Annotated in this window: 18 protein-coding genes; 8 read left to right on the forward strand and 10 right to left on the reverse strand. The window is 71.7% G+C overall.

Going from position 1 to position 17,201, the window contains the following annotated elements; all coding sequences use genetic code 11:
• The 9 genes from fliF to IEY75_RS04225 form a co-directional block, all read right to left on the reverse strand.
• Entirely contained in the window at positions 1–1,593 is a 1,593-nt protein-coding gene (gene fliF, locus IEY75_RS04185; protein ID WP_189112839.1) for a flagellar basal-body MS-ring/collar protein FliF, read from the reverse strand.
• Entirely contained in the window at positions 1,593–1,931 is a 339-nt protein-coding gene (gene fliE / locus IEY75_RS04190) for a flagellar hook-basal body complex protein FliE (protein WP_189112840.1), read from the reverse strand. The genes fliF and fliE overlap by 1 nt, the downstream gene beginning before the upstream one ends.
• On the reverse strand, positions 1,928–2,323 hold the full coding sequence (locus IEY75_RS04195; RefSeq protein WP_189112841.1) for a flagellar basal body rod protein FlgC: 396 nt from the start codon (positions 2,321–2,323) through the stop codon (positions 1,928–1,930). Before IEY75_RS04195 ends, fliE begins: the two co-directional genes overlap by 4 nt.
• Before the next feature lie 2 nt (positions 2,324–2,325).
• Positions 2,326–2,682, reverse strand: coding sequence for a flagellar basal body rod protein FlgB (gene flgB, locus IEY75_RS04200; protein ID WP_189112842.1), 357 nt, complete (start codon positions 2,680–2,682; stop codon positions 2,326–2,328).
• Positions 2,683–2,949: 267 nt separating this feature from the next.
• Positions 2,950–3,276, reverse strand: coding sequence for a hypothetical protein (locus tag IEY75_RS04205; protein ID WP_189112843.1), 327 nt, complete (start codon positions 3,274–3,276; stop codon positions 2,950–2,952).
• Positions 3,277–3,284: 8 nt separating this feature from the next.
• Positions 3,285–3,677, reverse strand: coding sequence for a flagellar export chaperone FliS (gene fliS / locus IEY75_RS04210; RefSeq protein WP_189112844.1), 393 nt, complete (start codon positions 3,675–3,677; stop codon positions 3,285–3,287).
• A 51-nt stretch (positions 3,678–3,728) separates the two neighbouring features.
• Positions 3,729–5,147 carry a flagellar filament capping protein FliD gene (fliD, locus tag IEY75_RS04215; protein ID WP_189112845.1) on the reverse strand — a complete coding sequence of 473 codons (1,419 nt, stop codon included), beginning with the start codon at positions 5,145–5,147 and terminating at the stop codon, positions 3,729–3,731.
• Positions 5,148–5,292: 145 nt separating this feature from the next.
• The gene (locus IEY75_RS04220) at positions 5,293–6,114 is read right to left on the reverse strand and encodes a flagellin N-terminal helical domain-containing protein (RefSeq protein WP_189112846.1); all 822 of its coding nucleotides are present in this window, start codon (positions 6,112–6,114) and stop codon (positions 5,293–5,295) included.
• A gap of 124 nt (positions 6,115–6,238) precedes the next feature.
• Positions 6,239–7,108 carry a sigma-70 family RNA polymerase sigma factor gene (locus tag IEY75_RS04225; protein WP_189112847.1) on the reverse strand — a complete coding sequence of 290 codons (870 nt, stop codon included), beginning with the start codon at positions 7,106–7,108 and terminating at the stop codon, positions 6,239–6,241.
• A 234-nt stretch (positions 7,109–7,342) separates the two neighbouring features.
• On the opposite strand from IEY75_RS04225, the gene flgN reads away from it, so the two are divergent.
• Genes flgN through csrA form a run of 5 tightly spaced genes read left to right on the forward strand, consistent with a single transcriptional unit; the run spans position 7,343 to position 10,965 of the window.
• Positions 7,343–7,825 carry a flagellar export chaperone FlgN gene (flgN, locus tag IEY75_RS04230; protein WP_189112848.1) on the forward strand — a complete coding sequence of 161 codons (483 nt, stop codon included), beginning with the start codon at positions 7,343–7,345 and terminating at the stop codon, positions 7,823–7,825.
• Positions 7,825–9,234: a flagellar hook-associated protein FlgK gene (flgK, locus tag IEY75_RS04235; RefSeq protein ID WP_189112849.1), complete on the forward strand. Its 1,410-nt coding sequence runs from the start codon at positions 7,825–7,827 to the stop codon at positions 9,232–9,234. The genes flgN and flgK overlap by 1 nt, the downstream gene beginning before the upstream one ends.
• A 6-nt stretch (positions 9,235–9,240) precedes the next feature.
• Complete coding sequence (locus tag IEY75_RS04240; protein ID WP_189112850.1) at positions 9,241–10,155, forward strand: flagellin N-terminal helical domain-containing protein; 915 nt, start codon at positions 9,241–9,243, stop codon at positions 10,153–10,155.
• A 58-nt stretch (positions 10,156–10,213) separates the two neighbouring features.
• Positions 10,214–10,621 (forward strand): flagellar assembly protein FliW, encoded by a 408-nt coding sequence (gene fliW, locus IEY75_RS04245; RefSeq protein ID WP_189112851.1) that lies wholly within the window; start codon positions 10,214–10,216, stop codon positions 10,619–10,621.
• Between the two features lie 11 nt (positions 10,622–10,632).
• Positions 10,633–10,965 (forward strand): carbon storage regulator CsrA, encoded by a 333-nt coding sequence (gene csrA / locus IEY75_RS21545; RefSeq protein WP_189112852.1) that lies wholly within the window; start codon positions 10,633–10,635, stop codon positions 10,963–10,965.
• A 22-nt stretch (positions 10,966–10,987) separates the two neighbouring features.
• Here csrA and IEY75_RS04255 read toward each other — a convergent pair whose 3' ends face one another.
• Positions 10,988–13,156 carry a glycosyltransferase gene (locus tag IEY75_RS04255; protein WP_189112853.1) on the reverse strand — a complete coding sequence of 723 codons (2,169 nt, stop codon included), beginning with the start codon at positions 13,154–13,156 and terminating at the stop codon, positions 10,988–10,990.
• Positions 13,157–13,377: 221 nt separating this feature from the next.
• Here IEY75_RS04255 and IEY75_RS04260 point away from each other — a divergent pair, with 221 nt between their 5' ends.
• The 3 genes from IEY75_RS04260 (at position 13,378) to IEY75_RS04270 (ending at position 17,118) form a co-directional block, all read left to right on the forward strand.
• On the forward strand, positions 13,378–15,222 hold the full coding sequence (locus IEY75_RS04260; protein WP_189112854.1) for a LamG-like jellyroll fold domain-containing protein: 1,845 nt from the start codon (positions 13,378–13,380) through the stop codon (positions 15,220–15,222).
• Between the two features lie 154 nt (positions 15,223–15,376).
• The gene (locus IEY75_RS04265) at positions 15,377–15,751 is read left to right on the forward strand and encodes a PadR family transcriptional regulator (protein WP_189112855.1); all 375 of its coding nucleotides are present in this window, start codon (positions 15,377–15,379) and stop codon (positions 15,749–15,751) included.
• Positions 15,748–17,118 (forward strand): permease prefix domain 1-containing protein, encoded by a 1,371-nt coding sequence (locus IEY75_RS04270; protein ID WP_189112856.1) that lies wholly within the window; start codon positions 15,748–15,750, stop codon positions 17,116–17,118. Before IEY75_RS04265 ends, IEY75_RS04270 begins: the two co-directional genes overlap by 4 nt.
• Positions 17,119–17,201 lie beyond the last annotated feature (83 nt).

The following is a 17,201-nucleotide window of genomic DNA, read 5'->3' on the forward strand; positions in this document are numbered from 1 at the left end:
TCAGCCGCGCCGGTCGGCGAGCCAGCTCCGCAGCAGCACCGCGACTTCCTCGGGCTGGTTGGCCACCATCTCGGAGATCTCCTCGCGGCGGTTGTTCACGTCCTCGCCGGCCTCGATCGCCGCGGTGTCGGGACCGCCCTCGATCGCCCGGGCCGCGTCGGCCTCGGCGACCAGCGCCGCCTGCATCTCGGCGAGCTGCGCCAGCTCCTCGTCGGTGAGGCCCTTGCTCTTCTTCCGGTTGCCCAGCCAGGCGAGGAAGATCAGGATCAGGACGATCAGCACCAGGCCGCCGGTCTTGGCGTAGCCCATGAGCTGGTCGGTCTTCTCGGCGGCCGCGGCCTTGTCCTCCTCGGCCTTCGCCGTGTCGGCGTCGGCGGTGCTGAAGGGCAGGATGGTCACGGCCATCGTGTCGCCGCGTGCCGCGTTGATGCCGGCGGCGGCGGAGACGAGCTGCTGCACCTGCGCCTGGTTGACCCCGGCGGCGGCGTTCTGGTCCAGCAGGACCGAGACGCTGAGCCGACGGACGGCGCCCGGGGCGGCCTTGCGGGTCTCCTTGATGACGCCGACGGCGTTGCGCCGGGCCTCCTCGGTGGAGTCGTACGTGCCGTTGCCGCCGTTGCCGTTGGGCACCTGGATGTTGTCCGGGCCGAGCACGCCGCCGTTGCCGGCACCGCCGCCGGTGTACTTCTCGTTCTTGGTGGTCTCGGTCAGCGGGGGCACGGCCGGGTCGGCGGTGTAGCGCTGCGACTCGGTCTCGGTCTCGTCGAAGTCCAGGTCGGAGGTGGTCTTGACCATGGCCTTGCCGGTACCGACGACACTCTCCAGCATCCGGGTGACCGCGGAGTTCATCTTGGTCTCGAACTCCGCCGTGGCCTTGGCGCGCTGGTCGCCGCCGCCGCCACCGGCGCCGGTCTGGCCGCGGCCGTCGCCGGTGGACAGGACCGTGCCGGAGGCGTCCGCGACGGTGACGTTCTTGGGGTCCAGGCCCTCGACCGAGGAGGCGACCAGGTGCACGACCGCGCGGACCTGCTCGTCGTCCAGGGTGGAGCCGGACTTGCCGGTGACCATGACCGACGCCGTGGGCTTCTTCTCGTCGTCGCTGAAGATGTCCTTCTCCGGCAGCACCAGGTGCACGGTGGCGGCCTGGACGCCGTCGATCGACTTGATCGTCTTGGCCAGCTCGCCCTCCAGGGCGCGCTGGTAGCCGATGTGCTGCATGAAGTCGCTGGTGGTGATGCCCTGCTTGTCCAGCAGCGCGTAGCCGGTGTCGGCCTGGGCCGGCAGGCCCTCGCCGCTCATCTGCAGGCGCAGGTCGTAGACCTTGTCGGAGGGGACCATGATGGTCGCGCCGCCGTCGGTCAGCTCGTACTCGACGCCCGTGCTGGTCAGGTTCTCGACGATCGCCGAGGCGTCCTGGCCGGACAGGTTCGAGAACAGCGGAGCCATGGCCGGCTTCGACGCCCAGGTGGCGAAGAAGAAGCCGCCGACGGCCAGGGCCACGATGCCGAGCAGCGTGACGGCCTTCTGGCCGGCCGTGAACGAGCTGAACGTGCCGCCGATCCGGCGGAGCGGTGCGGGAATCCGGTCACCCATCAGGCCTGCATCCTCATGATCTCTTGGAACGCCTCGACTGCCTTGTTGCGGACCGCGGAGGTCAACTGCGTCGCGATACCGGACTCGGCGGAGGCGATCATGTAGTCATGGACGTCGGACAGGGTGCCGGTGGCCGCCTGTACCGAAAGATCGCTGGTCTTGTGCTGCATGTCCTGGACCTGCTGGAGGCTGCTCGCCAGGGTGCTGGCGAAGTCCGCCTTGCCGGCACCCTCGACGCCGGTGGTGGCGCCGATGTCCAGGGTGGTGTCGATCGGTGCGATCGGTGCCGCACCCGTGAGACCGCCGATCGCCCCGATGGGCTCGATCGCCGAGGTCACGAGCGACCCAACTGGAGGGCGGCCTCATAGGCGCCCTTGGCCCGGTCGACGACGGCGAGGTTGGCCTGGTAGCCGCGCTGCGCCATGATCAGCGATCCCATCTGGTCGGAGAGGTTGATGTCCGGGTAGCGGACGTAGCCCTTGTCGTCGGCGTACGGGTGGTTGGGCTCGTAGACCATGCGCCCGGCCGCGTTGCCGAACCGCGCGCCGCCGACCTGGGCGCCCTTGCCGTCGGCCGCCTCCTGGGCGATGACGAACCGCTCCTGGAACGCCGGGCCGCTGGTGGGGGCGGCGTCGTTCATGTTGGCGATGTTGTCGGAGACCGCGTCGAGCCACTTGCGGTAGACGGTGACGCCGCTTCCGGCGATCCCGATCGAGTCGAAAAGCGTCATGATCAGGACCCCCGGATCACGGTGCTCAGGCCGCTGTACTTGTTGTCCAGCGCGCGGAGCATGAGTTGGTACCGCAAGCCCGTGTCGATGTTCGACAGCGTCTCGTGGTCGAGATTCACGTTGTTGCCGTTGAGGCGGGTCGGCTGGAGCGACTGCGCGGTGGTGGCTTCGACCGCACCGATGACGCCGGAGTCGTCGGTCGAGTCGACCGCGTCGCGCAGCGCGCTCTCGAACTGGACGCGGCCGGCGCGGAAACCCGGGGTCTCGATGTTGGCGATATTGTTGGCGGTCACCCGCTGGCGCTGGGCCAGACCGGTGAGCGCGACGCGCAGAGCTGCCGAGGACACATCGTCGAACACTCGCAGCCGCTCCCCTCAGATTTCGCTGCGTGGGTCGCCTCAGTCCGTGGCGGTGGTGTGAGCTCCTTGCTCACCCACTACGTTCGGCCGCCGCGGTAGCGAGACAACAACACGGACGGTTGCTAGTCGGTTGCCCACCGCTTTTTTCCTCGGCCGGCGGATGTCCCCGACATACGCGAGGGACCTCCCGCGACGCCTGGGGCGCCTGGTGCGGAAGGTCCCTCGCTTACCGGGGTCGGTGGGGTCGGCGGTGCTGGTACGGGCGGCTCAGAGGGCCTGGTCGACGTAGCTCGGCGGCGTCTTGCCCGGGGAGCCGTTCTCCACCTTCGCGGCGAAGGCCGCCTGGCGGCGGTTCGCGGTCATCGCCAGGGTCAGCGCCTGGGCGGCGGCGATCTGGCGCTGGAGGATCGCGTCGGCGCGCGGGCGCAGGTCCAGCGGGAGCTGCCCGATGTTGGCCGGCGGCTGCCAGCCCTGGCGCGTCTCCATGTCCTGGAAGCGGTGCTCCTGGGCGAGCATCGCCTCCACTTCCGTCACGTCCGCCTCACACGCGTCCAGCGCGGCGAGCCAGGCGGCCCGCCACTCGTCCGTGGTCACGGCGGGCCTCAGGCGGCGGGAGCCGGGACTACGGCCGCTTCGCGCCAGGCGTCCCGCAGGGGCTCGACCAGCGCCTTGCAACTGGCGACCCGGTCGGGCTCGCGGCGGACGTTGGCCTGGATCAGCTCGGTGAGCAGGAAGCCGTAGAGCTGGGCCAGACCGGGGCCGCCCTCCCAGGCGGAGGTGTCCAGCGAGGCCCGCAGCTCCATGATGATCTCCTGGGCGTGCTGGAGCTGGGCGGTGGCCTCGTCGCGGTTCTCCTCGCGCAGCGCCTGCTCGCCCCGCGCCAGGTCCAGGACCAGCCGGTCGTAGAGCATCACCAGCAGCTTGGCGGGGGAGGCGGTGGCGACGGCGTCGCGCAGGTACCGCTCGCGGAGCGCGGGATTGGAAGGGGTGGTCATCGAGTCTGCTCTCTCCGTCGGTGGCACGGGGGTCACTGGGCGGCGGGCAGGTCAGCCGAGGCTGGCGAGTTGGCTGGACAGCCAGCTCGACTGCGACTTCATGCTGCTCAGCGCGGTCTCCATGCTGGAGAACTGCCGCTGGAGCATCGTGCGGCGGGTCTCCAGCCGGGTGTCCCACGCGGAGACCTGGTCGTTGAGGTCGCCGATGAACTCGTTCTTGCGCTTGATCATGCCCTGGAGCACGCCCTCCTTGGCGCTGCCGGCGGCCATGGTGGGCAGCCGGACGCCCTCGGTGGCGACCCGGCCGATGACCTCCAGCTTGCGGGCCAGCCCGTTGGCGGTGTCCCAGCCCGGGTCGAAGACGTCGGCGTCCGCGTTGGCGTGGTTGCGGTCGGTGAACGAGTCGAAGTACTCCTGGGTCTTGGCCGCGTCGGCCTTGTAGGCGGTCTGGAACTTCGCCTTGTCGAAGGTGAGGGCGCCGTCCCGGGTGACCTGGACGCCGACGGCGCTGAACGCGCCCAGGGCGCTGCCGCCACCGCCGCCGACGGCGCCGAGGATGTCCTGCGCGAGCCGGCGCATGGTCGAGTCGCCGGCCAGCGCGCCGCCGGTCGTCGACCCCTGCTTCGTCCGCGTCTGTACCGCGATGTCCGTCAGCGCGGCGTTCGCGGCGTCGACCAGCGCCTTGACCTTCTCGGCCACGGCGTCGGAGTCGGCGGCGATCGAGACGGTGACCGGGTCCTCGCCGGCGGTCTGCTTCTTCACGGCGGTGATGGTCACGCCGGGCAGGACGTCCTCGAAGGCGTTGGTCGCCGAGGTCACGGTGTACGGGTTGTCGGCGCCGACGCTGATCTGGGCGTCGACGCCCTGGGTGGTGACACCCTGGAGGCCGAGGCTGTCGATCTGCGCGGGGGCGGTGAACGCCGCCGCGGCGCCGCTGTCCTTGGCGGTGAGCTGGAGGGTGAACTGCCCGGGGGCGACCTGGACCGCGGCGGCCGTGTACGCGGCGTTCGCGGTGTTGTTGATCGACTTGACGACGTCGGACAGCGACTGGCTGGCGGGGGAGACGGTGCTGACCGTCCCGTCGGCGAGCTGGACGTCGAGCGTGGCGCCCGAGATCACGGCGTCGGTGGTGGCGCCGACCCGGCCGTCGAAGGTGACGGTGTGGGCGGCGGCGAGCTGGTCGACCCGGAAGGTGAGCGAGCCGGCGGCGGCGGAGGTGTCGGCGGTGGCGATGGCGGCAGTCGTGCTGCTCGTCGTCTTCATCGCGCCCCAGACCCCGGTGCCGGAGAGGTCCTTGGCTGCCTTGAGCAGGTTGGCCAGCTTGGTGTTGACGCTCTGCAGGGCGGTGACCGCCTTGCTCTGCGTGTCGACCTTGCTGCGCAGGGCTGTCTGCGGCAGCGCCTCGATCTGCATGAGCTGGTTGATGAGGTCAGTCGTACCGAGGCCGCTCGCGAGACCGTCGATGCTCATGGAACCCATGGTCAGCTCCCCTCCGGGGAAAAGGATGTCCGTTACTTAGGGGACGGGGCGGCCGGCGTGTGCCGGCCGCCCCGTCTATTCAGTTGTCTATTCAGTTGTGTTGACGCCTTTTAAGTTGTGGGCTACCCAGCTTGGATTAGCGGAGCAGCTGCAGGACGCCCTGCGAGGCCTGGTTGGCCTGGGCGAGCATCGCGGTGCCGGCCTGGGTCAGGATCTGGCTGCGGGTGAACTGCATCATCTCCTGGGCCATGTCCGTGTCCCGGATCCGGCTCTCGGAGGCGCTCAGGTTCTCCACGGTGACACTGAGGTTGTTGATCTTGTGCTCCAGGCGGTTCTGGGTGGCACCCAGAGTCGCCCGCTGGTCGGAGACCGCCGCGATCGCGGTGTCGACGGCCGCCAGCTCGGTCTGAGCGTTGGCGGAGTCGAGCAGGTCACCGACGGCGCCCAGGATCGTGGCCGCAGTCATGTCACCGATGGTGATCTGGAGCGTCTCGTTGGCGTTGGCGCCAACCTGGAAGTCCTTGGCGGCGTACGAGCCGTCGAGGAGGTTGGTGCCGTTGAACGTCGTGTTGTTGGCGATGTCGTCGAGCTCCAGCACGAGCTCCTGGTACTCGGCGTCCGCCTTGGCCTTGTCGGTGTCGCTCAGGGCACCATCGTTCGACGCCTGAACGGCGAGGTCACGCATCCGCTGGAGGATGGCGTGCGTCTCGGTCAGGGCACCTTCCGCGGTCTGCACCACGGAGATACCGTCCTGCGCGTTGCGGACGGCGACCTTCAGGCCACCGACCTGCGCGCGCAGGCCCTCGGAGATCGCCAGACCAGCGGCGTCGTCGGCGGCCCGGTTGATCCGGAAACCCGACGACAGCTTCTCCAGCGACTTACCCATCTGGCTGTCCGTGACCGACAGGTTACGGTACGAGTTCATTGCCGCGATGTTCTGGTTAATGCGGAGACCCATGACTTTTCCTCCTTGATATTGGGTCGTACACCGACCGTCCGTGGCCGGTCACCCGTTGTATTCGGCGTGCTACGGGCTGTCTTAAGGGTGGGGCCGGAATTTAGTTGAGAAAGTTTCGGGTAGTTCAGGCGGCGACGCGCACGGCCACGGGCATCCCGTTGGCGTTGGTGGCGGCGAGCCGGCTCGTCAGGGAGCCGCGGCCGGCCACCTGGGCGTAGTAGGCCGCCCGGCGGCGCGCGACACAGCCCTCGGGGCGGTCGTTGTGCGCCACCAGCTCCGGGTCGAGCTGGGTGTTGATGCCGTCCTTGAGCAGCGCCAGCGCCTCGGCGCGTAGCTGCGATACCCGCGACTCCGTCACGTTCAGCTCCTCGGCGATCTCCGCCATCGGCTGCTCCCGGAGGAAGTAGCGCTGCACCACCAGGCGTAGGCGGTCCGGCAGTGCCTCGATCGCGTCGTGCAGGTAGCCGATGCGCTCGCGGTGCAGCAGCATCTCCTCGGGGCCCAGGGTGCGCTCGGTGACCATCTCCTCGGCCGCACCGGCCGTGAAGCCCTGCAGGCTCAGGACGACGGCGCGCTGCACGTCCTCCTCGACGGCCTCGATCTCGTGCACGCCGACGCCCATGGCCGAGGCCAGCTCGGCGGGGGTCGGGGTCCGGCCCAGGGTGGCGATGAGCTGCTGGCGGGCGGTGTCGGCCTGGCGGGCGCGCTGGCGGACCGAGCGCGAGGCCCAGTCCTGGCCGCGCAGCTCGTCGAGCAGGGCGCCGCGGATGCGGGTGGAGGCGAACCGCGCGAAGGGGATGCCCCGCTCGGCGTCGAACGACTTGGCGGCGGTCACCAGCGCGGCGAGGCCGGCGGAGGTGAGGTCGTCGCGCTGGACGTGCGAGGGGAGCCGGCCGAGCATCTCGCGGACCAGGTGGCCGACGAGCGGCATGTGGGCGCGGATCAGGTCCTCAAGCTCGCGGCTGACGGGGGTGGCGGTGGCGGTGGTGGTCATCGCGGTCCCTTCCTGGCGGTGCCGGCGTTTTCCCTGGGTGGAGGCGCTCGGCGTCGTCGGACAAGAACCAATTTCCGGTGGTACGGGTACCAGGACGGGTCACGGACGGTTGCTGGATGGTTGCTTTGGGTTCAGTACTGGGCGGTGTTTCCTCAGCCCGCGGCACCCGGTGCCGAACGGAGACGTCGTACAAGGCCGGACGCCGGCCGGCTTTCGCTAGCGAGGGGGACAGCAGTGAGCTTCACGGAGCTGTCGAGCGTGCTGTTCCGCACGCGGGAGTTGATGGAGTTGCTCCTGTTCAAGCTGGAGGAGGAGCAGTTGCTGCTGACCGCCGGCCGCTCCCGCTGGCTCGCCCACGCCACCCGCGAGGTGGAGATGGTGCTGGAGCAGATCCGGCAGACCGAGGTGCTGCGCGCCGCCCACTCGCTGTCCGTCGCCGACGAGCTGGGCATGAGCCCGGACGCCAGCCTCGGGCAGATCGCCGACGCCGCGCCCGTGCCGTGGAACGACCTGCTGCACCAGCACCGCAAGGCCTTCCTGACCCTGACCGCTGAGATCAGCGGCATGGCCGAGACGAACCGCGACCTGCTCACGGCCGGCCAGCGCGCCGCCCGGGAGACCATGGCGATGGTGGCCGGCTCGGTCGAGACCTACGGCCGCGACGGACAGTCCGTCGTCGCCGATCGGCGTTCCCGACTCGTGGATGAGGCGATCTGATGGCGAGTACCTTCGGCGGGCTGAACACCGCACTCAGCGCTCTCTACGCCCAACGCCGCGGCATGGACGTCGCCAGCCAGAACGTGGCGAACGCCAACACCGCGGGCTACTCCCGGCAGCGCGCCGACATGGTCCCCACCGGCGGCGCCGTGGTGCCCGCCATCTTCGCCACCCCCGCCGACAAGGCCGGCGCCGGCGTCAAGGTCGAGGACATCGTCCGGCTCCGGGACAACTTCCTGGAGACCCGCGGCCGGGCCGAGCACGCGCAGTCCAGCTACCTGACCGGCAAGCAGGACCTGTACACCCGGATCGAGGGCGTCTTCGCCGAGCCCAGCGACACCGCGCTCGGCGCGCAGCTCACCGACTTCTGGGCCGGCTTCGGCGACGTGGCCAACCGGCCCGGCGACACCGCCGCCCGCAACCAGCTCCTCCAGCGCGCCGAGGTCGTCGCCGACGGCCTGCGCGCCGGCTACGACGCCCTCTCCTCGCAGTGGGACACCTCCAGCACCCAGCTCGGCGCGTACACCACCCAGCTCAACAACGCCGCCGACGCCGTCGCCGCCCTCAACCAGGCGATCACCCAGGCCACGGCCGCGGGGATGCCGTCCAACGAGATGAAGGACGAGCGGGACCTGCGCCTGATGGAGCTGGCCGAGCTGGCCGGCGCCACCACGGTCGCCCGGGAGAACGGCGCCGTCGACGTCTACATCGGCGGCTCCACCCTCGTCGGCGGCTCCACCGCCCGGCACCTCGTCCCGACGGGCGCCAACCGCCTGGAGGACCAGGCCGGCGCCGAGGTCGAGCTGCGCTGGGCGGACAACAACCTCGAAGCCGTCGTCACGGTCGGCACGATGGGCGCCGGCCTGGAGACGCTCAACAACATCATCCCCGGCTACGCCGGGGAGCTGGACGCCGTGGCCGTCAGCCTGGCCAACGAGGTCAACAGCCGGCACCGCACCGGCGTCGGCCTGGACGGCGGCACCAACCGCGACATGTTCGTCGACAACAGCGCGGGCGTCATCGGCATGACCGCCCGGACGATCTCGGTCGGCCTCACCCTCCCCGAGGAGGTGGCGGCGGGCACGATCAACGGCACGCTCGACGGCAGCCTGGCGACCACCCTGTCCAAGCTCGGCAGCGCGACCAACGGCCCGGACTCGATCTACCGCTCCGCGGTGGTGAAACTGGGCGTCGAGTCCCAGACGGCGCAGCGCCGTGCCGACATCCAGGGCCGGGTCACCGGTGACATGGACGCCCTGCGGTTCGCCGACTCCGGCGTCAACATCGACGAGGAGATGACGAACCTCATCAGCTACCAGAAGGCGTACGAGGCCGCCGCCCGCGTCCTGACCAGCCTCGACGAAGCGCTGGACACCCTCATCAACCGCACCGGCCTGGTCGGGAGGTAATCGGAGATGGCACTGTCGATCCGCTCGACCCAGCAGTCGGTCGCCGCGCGCGTCATGCGCAACCTGCAGAGCAACCTGCACCAGACGGGCAGGCTCCAGGAGCAGCTCTCCAGCGGCAAGCTCATCTCGCGCCCGTCGGACTCGCCCACCGGCGCCGTGTCCTCGCTCCAGCTCCGCGGCCAGATCCGGGCGCTGGAGCAGTACACCCGCAACGCCGACGACGGCATCGGCTGGCTCGGCACGCTGGACAACACGATGACCACCAGCCTCGACCACGTCCGGCGCGCCCGCGACCTCGTGCTCACCGGCCGCACCGCCAGCACCAGCGGCTCGGTGTCGGCGCGCGAGGCGCTCGCGGTCGAGGTCGAGAACATCCGCGACGCCCTCATCGACCTGTCCAACACCAAGTACCTGGACCGCCCCGTGTTCGGCGGCACGACTTCCGGCCCCGCCGCCTACACCGCCGCGGGCGTCTACGACGGCGAGCCGACCGGCCCGAACCGGACCGTCGACCGCGCCGTCGGCGACGGCACCACGGTGCGGGTGGACGTCACGGGCCCGGAGGTCTTCGGCGCCGACGGCACCCCGACGCAGATGTTCGAGCTGCTGACCCAGATCGCCACCGACCTGCGGGCCGGCAACCAGGCGGGCCTGGGTACGGGCCTGGACAACCTCGACACGGCGATGAATAACATCCAGACGCAGCTCGCCAACGTCGGCTCGAAGTACAATCGCGTGGAACAAATGCGGCAAACAGCCCGAGATCGGATCCTCAGTCTGGAGACGCAGCTCTCCGACGTCGAGGACATCGACCTGCCCAAGACGATCATGGAGATGCAGATCCAGCAGACGGCCTACCAGGCGGCCCTGTCCACGACCGCCCGGGTCATCCAGCCGTCGCTGGTCGACTTCCTCCGCTGACGGCGCCGGCCCGCCGGCTGCCGCAGGCGGGCCGACCGACTTCGTTGACGAGGAGCACATGACCCAGCAGCCGGACGGTGAACTGCCGGTCATCGAGTTCGTCGCGCCCCTGCCGGGCTTCCCCCGGCACCGCGCCTTCGCCCTGGTCCGGCTGGACGAGGACGGCCTGCTCTATGCGCTGACCTCCGTGGACGACCCGGGGCTGCGCTTCCTCGTGGCGCCGCCCGCGCCGTTCTTCCCCGCGTACGCGCCCGAGGTGCCCGAGGAGGCGCTGGAGCTGCTCGGGACCGACGACCTGGCCCGCATCCTGCTCCTGCTCGTCATCACGACCGGGGAGTCGGTGGCGGAGAGCACCGCCAACCAACTGGCGCCGATCCTCATCGACCAGGTGAGCCGCAAGGCCCTCCAGGTGGTGCTCAGCGGCAGCGACCTGCCGGTGCGTGCCGAACTGACGGCCGCGGCCTAAGGAGCGCGAAGATGCTTGTCCTGACCCGGCGCCCCGGCGAGAGCGTGCACATCGGCGACGAGGTCGTCGTCACGGTGCTGGAGACCCGCGGTGACGTGGTCCGCATCGGCATCCGCGCGCCCCGCGAGATCCAGGTGCACCGCGAGGAGATCTACCGCGAGCTCCAGGCCGCCAACCGCGCGGCGGCCTCGCCGTCGGACTCGGCGGTCCGCGACCTCGCCAACCTCCTGCGTCCCCACCGCCCCGCCGGTCCGCCCCCGGTCGCGTCCCCCCAGCCCGCGCCCCCCGCCGCGCCGCCGACGGCCCCGCCGGCCGAGGCGGGCGAACCCGGCGAGAGCCGCTAGACCCGCACCCGGGCCGGACTGGTCAGTCCGCGGGGGTCAGCGAGGCGGCGACCTCCGGGAGCAGGAGGCGGAGGTCGGCGATCACCGTCTCGTGGTCCGTCGCCGGTACCGCCGCCAGGGCCTGCTCCAGCAGCGGCACCGCCGCGCCGTCGCCGAACGTCGCCAGGGCGACCGCCGCCGCGCGCACCCGGTCCCGCGGGGTGCGCGACTTCTCCTGCGCCAGCGCCAGCAGCGGGCAGTCGGCCGCGTGCCCGTGCGCGCGCAGCCGGGCGGACCACTCCAGCGCCCGGTCGGGCGTCAGCGCGGGGCCGACCCGCGCCCCGAGCGCCAACGGCACCGGGTGCCCCTCGTGCCGCTGCCACAGCGCGTCGGCCAGCGCGTCTACCAGCGGCGCAGGCTCGTTGACGACGGCGGCCAGCAGCGTGCGCAGCCGGTCGGCCGGGAAGATCTCGGCGACCGTGTCGATACCCCCGCCGGCCCGCTCCAGCACCCGCGCCGTCGTGACCAGCGACAGGGGCAGGTCGCCCTGCCCGAGAACCGCCCGCAGCCGCCCGGCGGCCTCCTCGTGCCGCTCCAGGCCCGCCAGCGCCGCGATCTCCAGATTCGCGAGCTGGTCGCGGCCGACCACCAGCAGCATGTCGTCGGTGGTCCGGTCGGGGAAGGCGCGGATCCGGTCGAGTACCTCGGCGTAGGACTCCTCGGCCAGCAGCAGCCGCACCTCGGCCGGGACGACCGTCGCGGCCGAGGCGTCCATGCCGCGCAGCCGGTCGAGGGTGGCGTGCGCCTCGGCGAGCTGCCCGTGCTCGGCGTACGCCCGCACCAGGACCGTGAGCAGCATGAGCGTCGGCACCCGGTCGCCCTCGCGGCGCAGGCCGCGCTCGGCGGCCCCGATGGCCTCGTCCAGGTTGCCGACCAGCAGCGCCGAGCGGGCGAGGTTGACGAACGCCGTCATCGGGGCGCTGTCGTCGGCCGCGGCGAGGCGGGCCAGTTCCAGGTTGCGCGCGGACTTGTCCTTGGCGGCGATGCGCGCGGTCGTGTAGCCGGAGTGGGCGAGGGAGAGCGTGGCGACGTCCAGCTTCGGCCCGACCACGCCGCCGCCGGTGACGCGGTCCACGACCTGCTCGTGGAGGCGGCCGCGGTAGTGGGCGAAGCGGCGGCGGAACACCCGGGTGGACCACAGCGCGTTGCTGCCGGTGTCCTTGGCGTTGTAGACCATCGCCAGGAACGTGTCGGCCCGCGTCGTGGCGAGCGTCCGGCGCAGGGCGTCCGGGTCCCCCGCGGCGGCCTCGTCCGCGTCCACCACGATGATCCACTCGCCCCGGCACTCGTCGATGCCGCGGTTGCGGGCGTCGGCGAAGTGGTCGTTCCAGTAGCCCTCGACCACCCGGGCGCCGTGCGCGGCGGCGATCTCGCGGGTCCGGTCGGTGGACCCCGTGTCGTACACGACGATCTCGTCCACGAAGTCGCGCACGGCGTCGAGGCTGTCGCCGAGCACCCGCTCCTCGTTCTTGACGATCATGCTCGCCGACACCAGCACCGGCGCCTCCGCGGGCGTACCGCGCAGGGCGCAGGCGGCCGCGCCGACGTGCGCGACCAGCGCGCCGTCCACGACGACGATCCGGCCGGCGGCGGCCAGCTCGGCGTACCCGATCCGGGCCTCGACCAGCGGGACGGCCGCCAGCGCCTCGCGCCGGGCGGCCACGCAGACCGCCCCGAGCGCGTCGACGTCGGTGACGCCGCCGCGGTTCTCCTGGCGCCACCGGCGGGCGAACGCGCCGAACGTGGCCACCGTCCCGAGCGCGGACTCGGGCACCTCCGCCGCCTGGGGGCCGGCGCTGCGGTGGCAGCGCGGCCCCGCGGCGACCACGCCCGGCTCGTCGACGGCGCGCACGACCTGGTCCAGCCAGTGCGCGGTCAGGATGACGTCGCCGTCGAGCAGCACCACGACCGGGTGGGTGGTCGCCGCGATCCCGGCCCGCCAGCGGTCGGCCGGTTCGGGATCGGCCAGCGGCAGGACAGTGATCTTCGGGTGGGCCCTGAGCAGGGCGGCCCGGGGCCGGTCCGCCGGGTCGACGACGCAGACCACCTCGTCGCGCAGGCCGAGCGTGGGGGCCAGGGACTCCAGGCAGGCGCGGAAGTCGCGCTCGCTGCCGCTGGCGAGCAGGACGACCGAGGCGGACGAACGGTTCATGCGCCCATTTTTCCGTCCGCGCCCCCCGCCGAGCACCCGAACGCGAGAACCGGCGGCATTCGGAAGTACAGAGAACTACAGGTGTGCGTTTCCTGCCGATAGCCCGCCTGAACGTCAGTAGTGTCGGGAATCTACATATTGACGAACTTCAGGGCGCGCCCTACGGTATCCGCGAACCGTCGCGCGCCGGTCCGGCGGGCGGGTGGCGATCTGGGGGTCCGATGGGATACCGGCTGGCGATGCTGTCGGCGGTGCTGGTGGCGGCGGCGGGTGCGACCTTGCCCACCTCGCCGGTATCCGCCGCCGGGGACGCCGCGACAGCGGCGGCCGGACGGGCCGGGCAGGTGCGGGTCAGCTCGGAGGTGTTCCTGCCGCGGGCGCCGGGCTCCACGCTCGACTGCCCCGAACCGGGTCCGGCGGAGAACCCCCGTGCGGCGGTGGGCGGTTACGACACGTTCCGGCTGGAGTCCGACGACGCGGACACCAAGGCGTTCCGCTACGGCTTCGACGGCGGGCCGGACCCCGACAGGACGGTCCCGGTGGTCGGCGGTGTCGCCCTCATCCGGTCGTGGCAGGCGCAGCGGTCCGGGTGGCACGCGCTGTCCGTGCTGGCCGTGGACGGTGCGGGGCAGGCGACCGGATCGGCGACGTGCACGTTCCCCGTCTCGTCCCGGCGGTCCGTGGCTGAGTGGGCGATGAACGAAGGTGCGGGCGCGGCCCAGATCGCGGACGCGCGGGCGCGCCTTCCGCTGCGGGTCGCCGCAGGCGCGATTCCGGGTGCACCCGGTCCGAAGTGTGCCGTCAGCGGCTGCCCGACCAGCCGCGCCGTGGGGCTGACCGGCGTCCGGGACAGCTACCTGGCCGGCCCGCCGGCCGACAGCATCAACGGTGCCGAATCGTTCTCGGTCAGCGCGTGGGCGTGGCGCGACGACGTGCCCGGCGCACGGTCGCTGCTGAGTGTCGATGGTGCTCGGGGCAGTCAGTTCTGGCTCGGCGCGAGCGCCGGTAAGTGGGTGTTCGCCGTCCGTGACTCCGACGCCTCCGACGCCGCTGCCACGACGGTGGCCAGCGCCGCCGACGCGGCCGCCCGGCGGTGGGTCCACCTGGCGGCGGTGTTCGACAGGTACCGCGGGACGGTGCAGCTTTTCGTCGATGGCAGGGCGGAGCCGGCGGTGAGCCGCGCCGCGCCGGGGTGGGGTGCGGCCGGCGCCGTGCAGGTCGGCCGCCGCAAGCTCGACGACGGTTACGGCGAGACGTGGACGGGCCTGGTCTCCGAGGCGGCCCTGTACGACCGGGTGCTCGTGGCGCCGGAGGTCGAGGCGCTGTCCGTCCGCCCGGCGACGCGGCAGGGCTACTGGCAGCTCAATCACACCCACGGCGGGGACGGCGAACAGGTCAGCCCCGAGCAGCGCGGCGGTGTGCCGATGGCGCTGGGCGGCGCCGCCCGCGTCGTTGACGCCGCCTCGGCCGGCGTCACGCCGTTGGTGGGTACCGGCTTCCTGGGCAGCCTGGACGGCCGCGACGGGTACGCCTTCGTCGAGAAGTCACCGATCGACACCTCGGACAGCTTCACCGTCGCCGCGCGGGTGCGCCTGTCCGCTGAGGGGTGTGGCAAGGGGGAGCCCATGGCGGTGCTGTCGCAGGCGGGCGTCCGCCGCGCTGCCTTCGAGGTCCGCTGTCGCTGGGAAGCGGACGACGACGCGGGCCGCTGGGAGGTCGTCCTGACCGGCGGCGACGCGGTGGCCGCTAGGGAGCTGACCGTCCTCAGCGCGGTCCTGCTGTCCACCGACCGCGACGGCGAGCACCTCGCCGCGGTCGTCGACACGGCATCGCGCACCGTGCGGCTGTACGCGGACGGGAGGGCGATCGGCGCGGCGACGATGCCGGCGGACTTCGCGCCGTGGAACGCCGTCGCAGGACTTCAGGTCGGCCGGTCCAGGGTCGTCGGCGGCCGCTTCGGGCACTACCTCCGCGGCGAGGTCGACGACATCCGCGTCTACCGCGGCGCGGCCGATCCCGCCACGGTGGCCCGGATGGCGGACAGCTACGAGCAGCCCGACTTGTAACAGCGCGTCGCGGGGCGCCTTCGATTCCGCGCGGCGGGAAACGCCCCTGCTGGCGGCCGAACGGCTCATCTCACTGTCGGTAGTACGGTGATTGCCAGACCCTGATACCTAGAACTACTATGCATTGCAGTTCTAGGGTTAGGGGCGGTTGCGCATGCGCATCACGAAAGACCTGGTCGCCGCGTCGGCGACGCCGCTGGTGCTCGGGATCCTGGCCGAGGGGCAGAGCTACGGCTACGCCATCCTCCGGCAGGTCGACGAGCTGTCCGGCGGGCAACTGGAGTGGACCGAGGGGCTGCTGTACCCGCTGCTGCACCGGCTGGAGCGGCTCGGCCACGTCGACTCGGCCTGGGAGACCCCCGACGGGGGCCGGCGCCGCAAGTACTACCGGATCACCGAGCAGGGCCGCGCCGAGCTGGCCGCGCAGCGGCAGCAGTGGGCCGCGGTGGTCGAGACCCTGCGCGGTGTCTGGAGCGCCACGCAGTTCGTCAGGCCGATGCCGGCGCTGCTGTGGGAGGTGGGCGGATGACCGTCGGGAGCGACAATGAACTGGAGGGCCAGATCGCGGAGTGGCGGGCCTACATGGACCGCCGCCGGGAGCTGCACCGGCCCGACGCCGACGAGCTGGAGGACCACCTCCGCGGCCGGATCGCCGACCTGACCGGCGCGGGACTGCGCCCCGACGAGGCGTTCCTCATCGCCGTCAAGCGGATGGGCAGCCTCGACGAGCTGTCCCGGGAGTTCGCCCGCGAGCACTCCGAGCGGCTGTGGAAGCAGCTCGTGTTGCCCGCCGAACCGGACCCGCCCGCCGCCGCCCGGTCCCGCCGGGACCTGCCGGTGATGCTGCTGTGCGCCGCCCTGGCCGCCGTGGCGATCAAGGTTCCGGGCCTGTTCGGGGTCGACATGGAGGAGGACGACACGCGCTTCTACGCGCTTAACCTCAGCCTGTTCGCCCTGCCGCCGATGGCCGCCTACTTCGCCTGGAAGCGCCAGGTCGGCGTACGCGTCGTCGCGGTGCTGGCGGCGCTGTTCGCCGTCGGCGGCGTCGCCGCCAACGCCTACCCGCTGGCGCAGGAGTCGCAGAGCATCGCGCTCACGGCGATCCACCTGCCGCTCGCGCTGTGGCTGGCCGTCGGCGTGGCCTACGTGGGCGGGGAGTGGGGCGAGAGCCGGCGGCGGATGGACTTCATCCGGTTCACTGGGGAGTGGCTGATCTACTTCGTGCTGCTCGGGTTGGGCGGCGGCGTGCTGATGGCGTTCACGGCCGGGACCTTCGAGGCCATCGGGGTCGACGCCCAGGTGGCGATCTTCCAGTGGGTGCTGCCGTGCGGCGCGATGGCCGCGGTGACGGTGGCGGCGTGGCTGGTGGAGGCCAAGCAGAGCGTCATCGAGAACATGGCGCCGGTGCTGACCCGCGTCTTCACGCCGCTGTTCGCGGTCGCGCTGTCGGCGTTCCTGGTCGCCGTCGTCTGGACCAACAACGGCATCGACATCGAGCGCGACGTCCTCATCATCTTCGACCTGCTGCTCGTCGTGGTGCTGGGCCTGCTGCTGTACGCCATCTCGGCGCGCGACCTGGCGGCACCGCCGGGGCTGTTCGACCGCCTGCAACTAGCCCTCGTGGTGAGCGCGCTGGTCATCGACGCGATGGTGCTCGTGGCGATCACCGGGCGGATCAGCGAGTGGGGCTTCAGCCCCAACAAGACGGCGGCGGTGGGGGAGAACCTCATCCTGCTCACCAACCTGGCGTGGTCGGCCTGGCTGTTCCTGGCCTTCGTGCGCGGGCGCGCGGCGTTCGCCCGGCTGGAGCTGTGGCAGACCCGCTACCTCGCGGCGTACGGCGCGTGGGCCTGGACGGTCGTGCTGGCCTTCCCGCTCGTCTTCCGCTTCGCCTGACCCGGGGACACCGGGGCCGAAACCCGGAGACGGCGAAAGCCCTGGCCGCCGGTGACATGACTTCTCATGCCACCGGGAGCCGG

The organism is Pilimelia terevasa, from assembly GCF_014647915.1.
Lineage (GTDB): Bacteria > Actinomycetota > Actinomycetes > Mycobacteriales > Micromonosporaceae > Pilimelia > Pilimelia terevasa.

What these genes read in the sequence shown, in the direction of transcription:
- fliS (WP_189112844.1), bottom strand. Translation starts at nt 3,677, where the DNA reads ATGACCACCCCTTCCAATCCCGCGCTCCGCGAGCGGTACCTGCGCGAC.
- IEY75_RS04220 (WP_189112846.1), bottom strand. Translation starts at nt 6,114, where the DNA reads ATGGGTCTCCGCATTAACCAGAACATCGCGGCAATGAACTCGTACCGT.
- IEY75_RS04255 (WP_189112853.1), bottom strand. Translation starts at nt 13,156, where the DNA reads ATGAACCGTTCGTCCGCCTCGGTCGTCCTGCTCGCCAGCGGCAGCGAG.
- IEY75_RS04225 (WP_189112847.1), bottom strand. Translation starts at nt 7,108, where the DNA reads ATGACCACCACCGCCACCGCCACCCCCGTCAGCCGCGAGCTTGAGGAC.
- IEY75_RS04270 (WP_189112856.1), top strand. Translation starts at nt 15,748, where the DNA reads ATGACCGTCGGGAGCGACAATGAACTGGAGGGCCAGATCGCGGAGTGG.
- fliW (WP_189112851.1), top strand. Translation starts at nt 10,214, where the DNA reads ATGACCCAGCAGCCGGACGGTGAACTGCCGGTCATCGAGTTCGTCGCG.
- IEY75_RS04240 (WP_189112850.1), top strand. Translation starts at nt 9,241, where the DNA reads ATGGCACTGTCGATCCGCTCGACCCAGCAGTCGGTCGCCGCGCGCGTC.
- csrA (WP_189112852.1), top strand. Translation starts at nt 10,633, where the DNA reads ATGCTTGTCCTGACCCGGCGCCCCGGCGAGAGCGTGCACATCGGCGAC.
- IEY75_RS04195 (WP_189112841.1), bottom strand. Translation starts at nt 2,323, where the DNA reads ATGACGCTTTTCGACTCGATCGGGATCGCCGGAAGCGGCGTCACCGTC.
- fliF (WP_189112839.1), bottom strand. Translation starts at nt 1,593, where the DNA reads ATGGGTGACCGGATTCCCGCACCGCTCCGCCGGATCGGCGGCACGTTC.
- flgK (WP_189112849.1), top strand. Translation starts at nt 7,825, where the DNA reads ATGGCGAGTACCTTCGGCGGGCTGAACACCGCACTCAGCGCTCTCTAC.
- IEY75_RS04260 (WP_189112854.1), top strand. Translation starts at nt 13,378, where the DNA reads ATGGGATACCGGCTGGCGATGCTGTCGGCGGTGCTGGTGGCGGCGGCG.
- fliD (WP_189112845.1), bottom strand. Translation starts at nt 5,147, where the DNA reads ATGAGCATCGACGGTCTCGCGAGCGGCCTCGGTACGACTGACCTCATC.
- IEY75_RS04265 (WP_189112855.1), top strand. Translation starts at nt 15,377, where the DNA reads ATGCGCATCACGAAAGACCTGGTCGCCGCGTCGGCGACGCCGCTGGTG.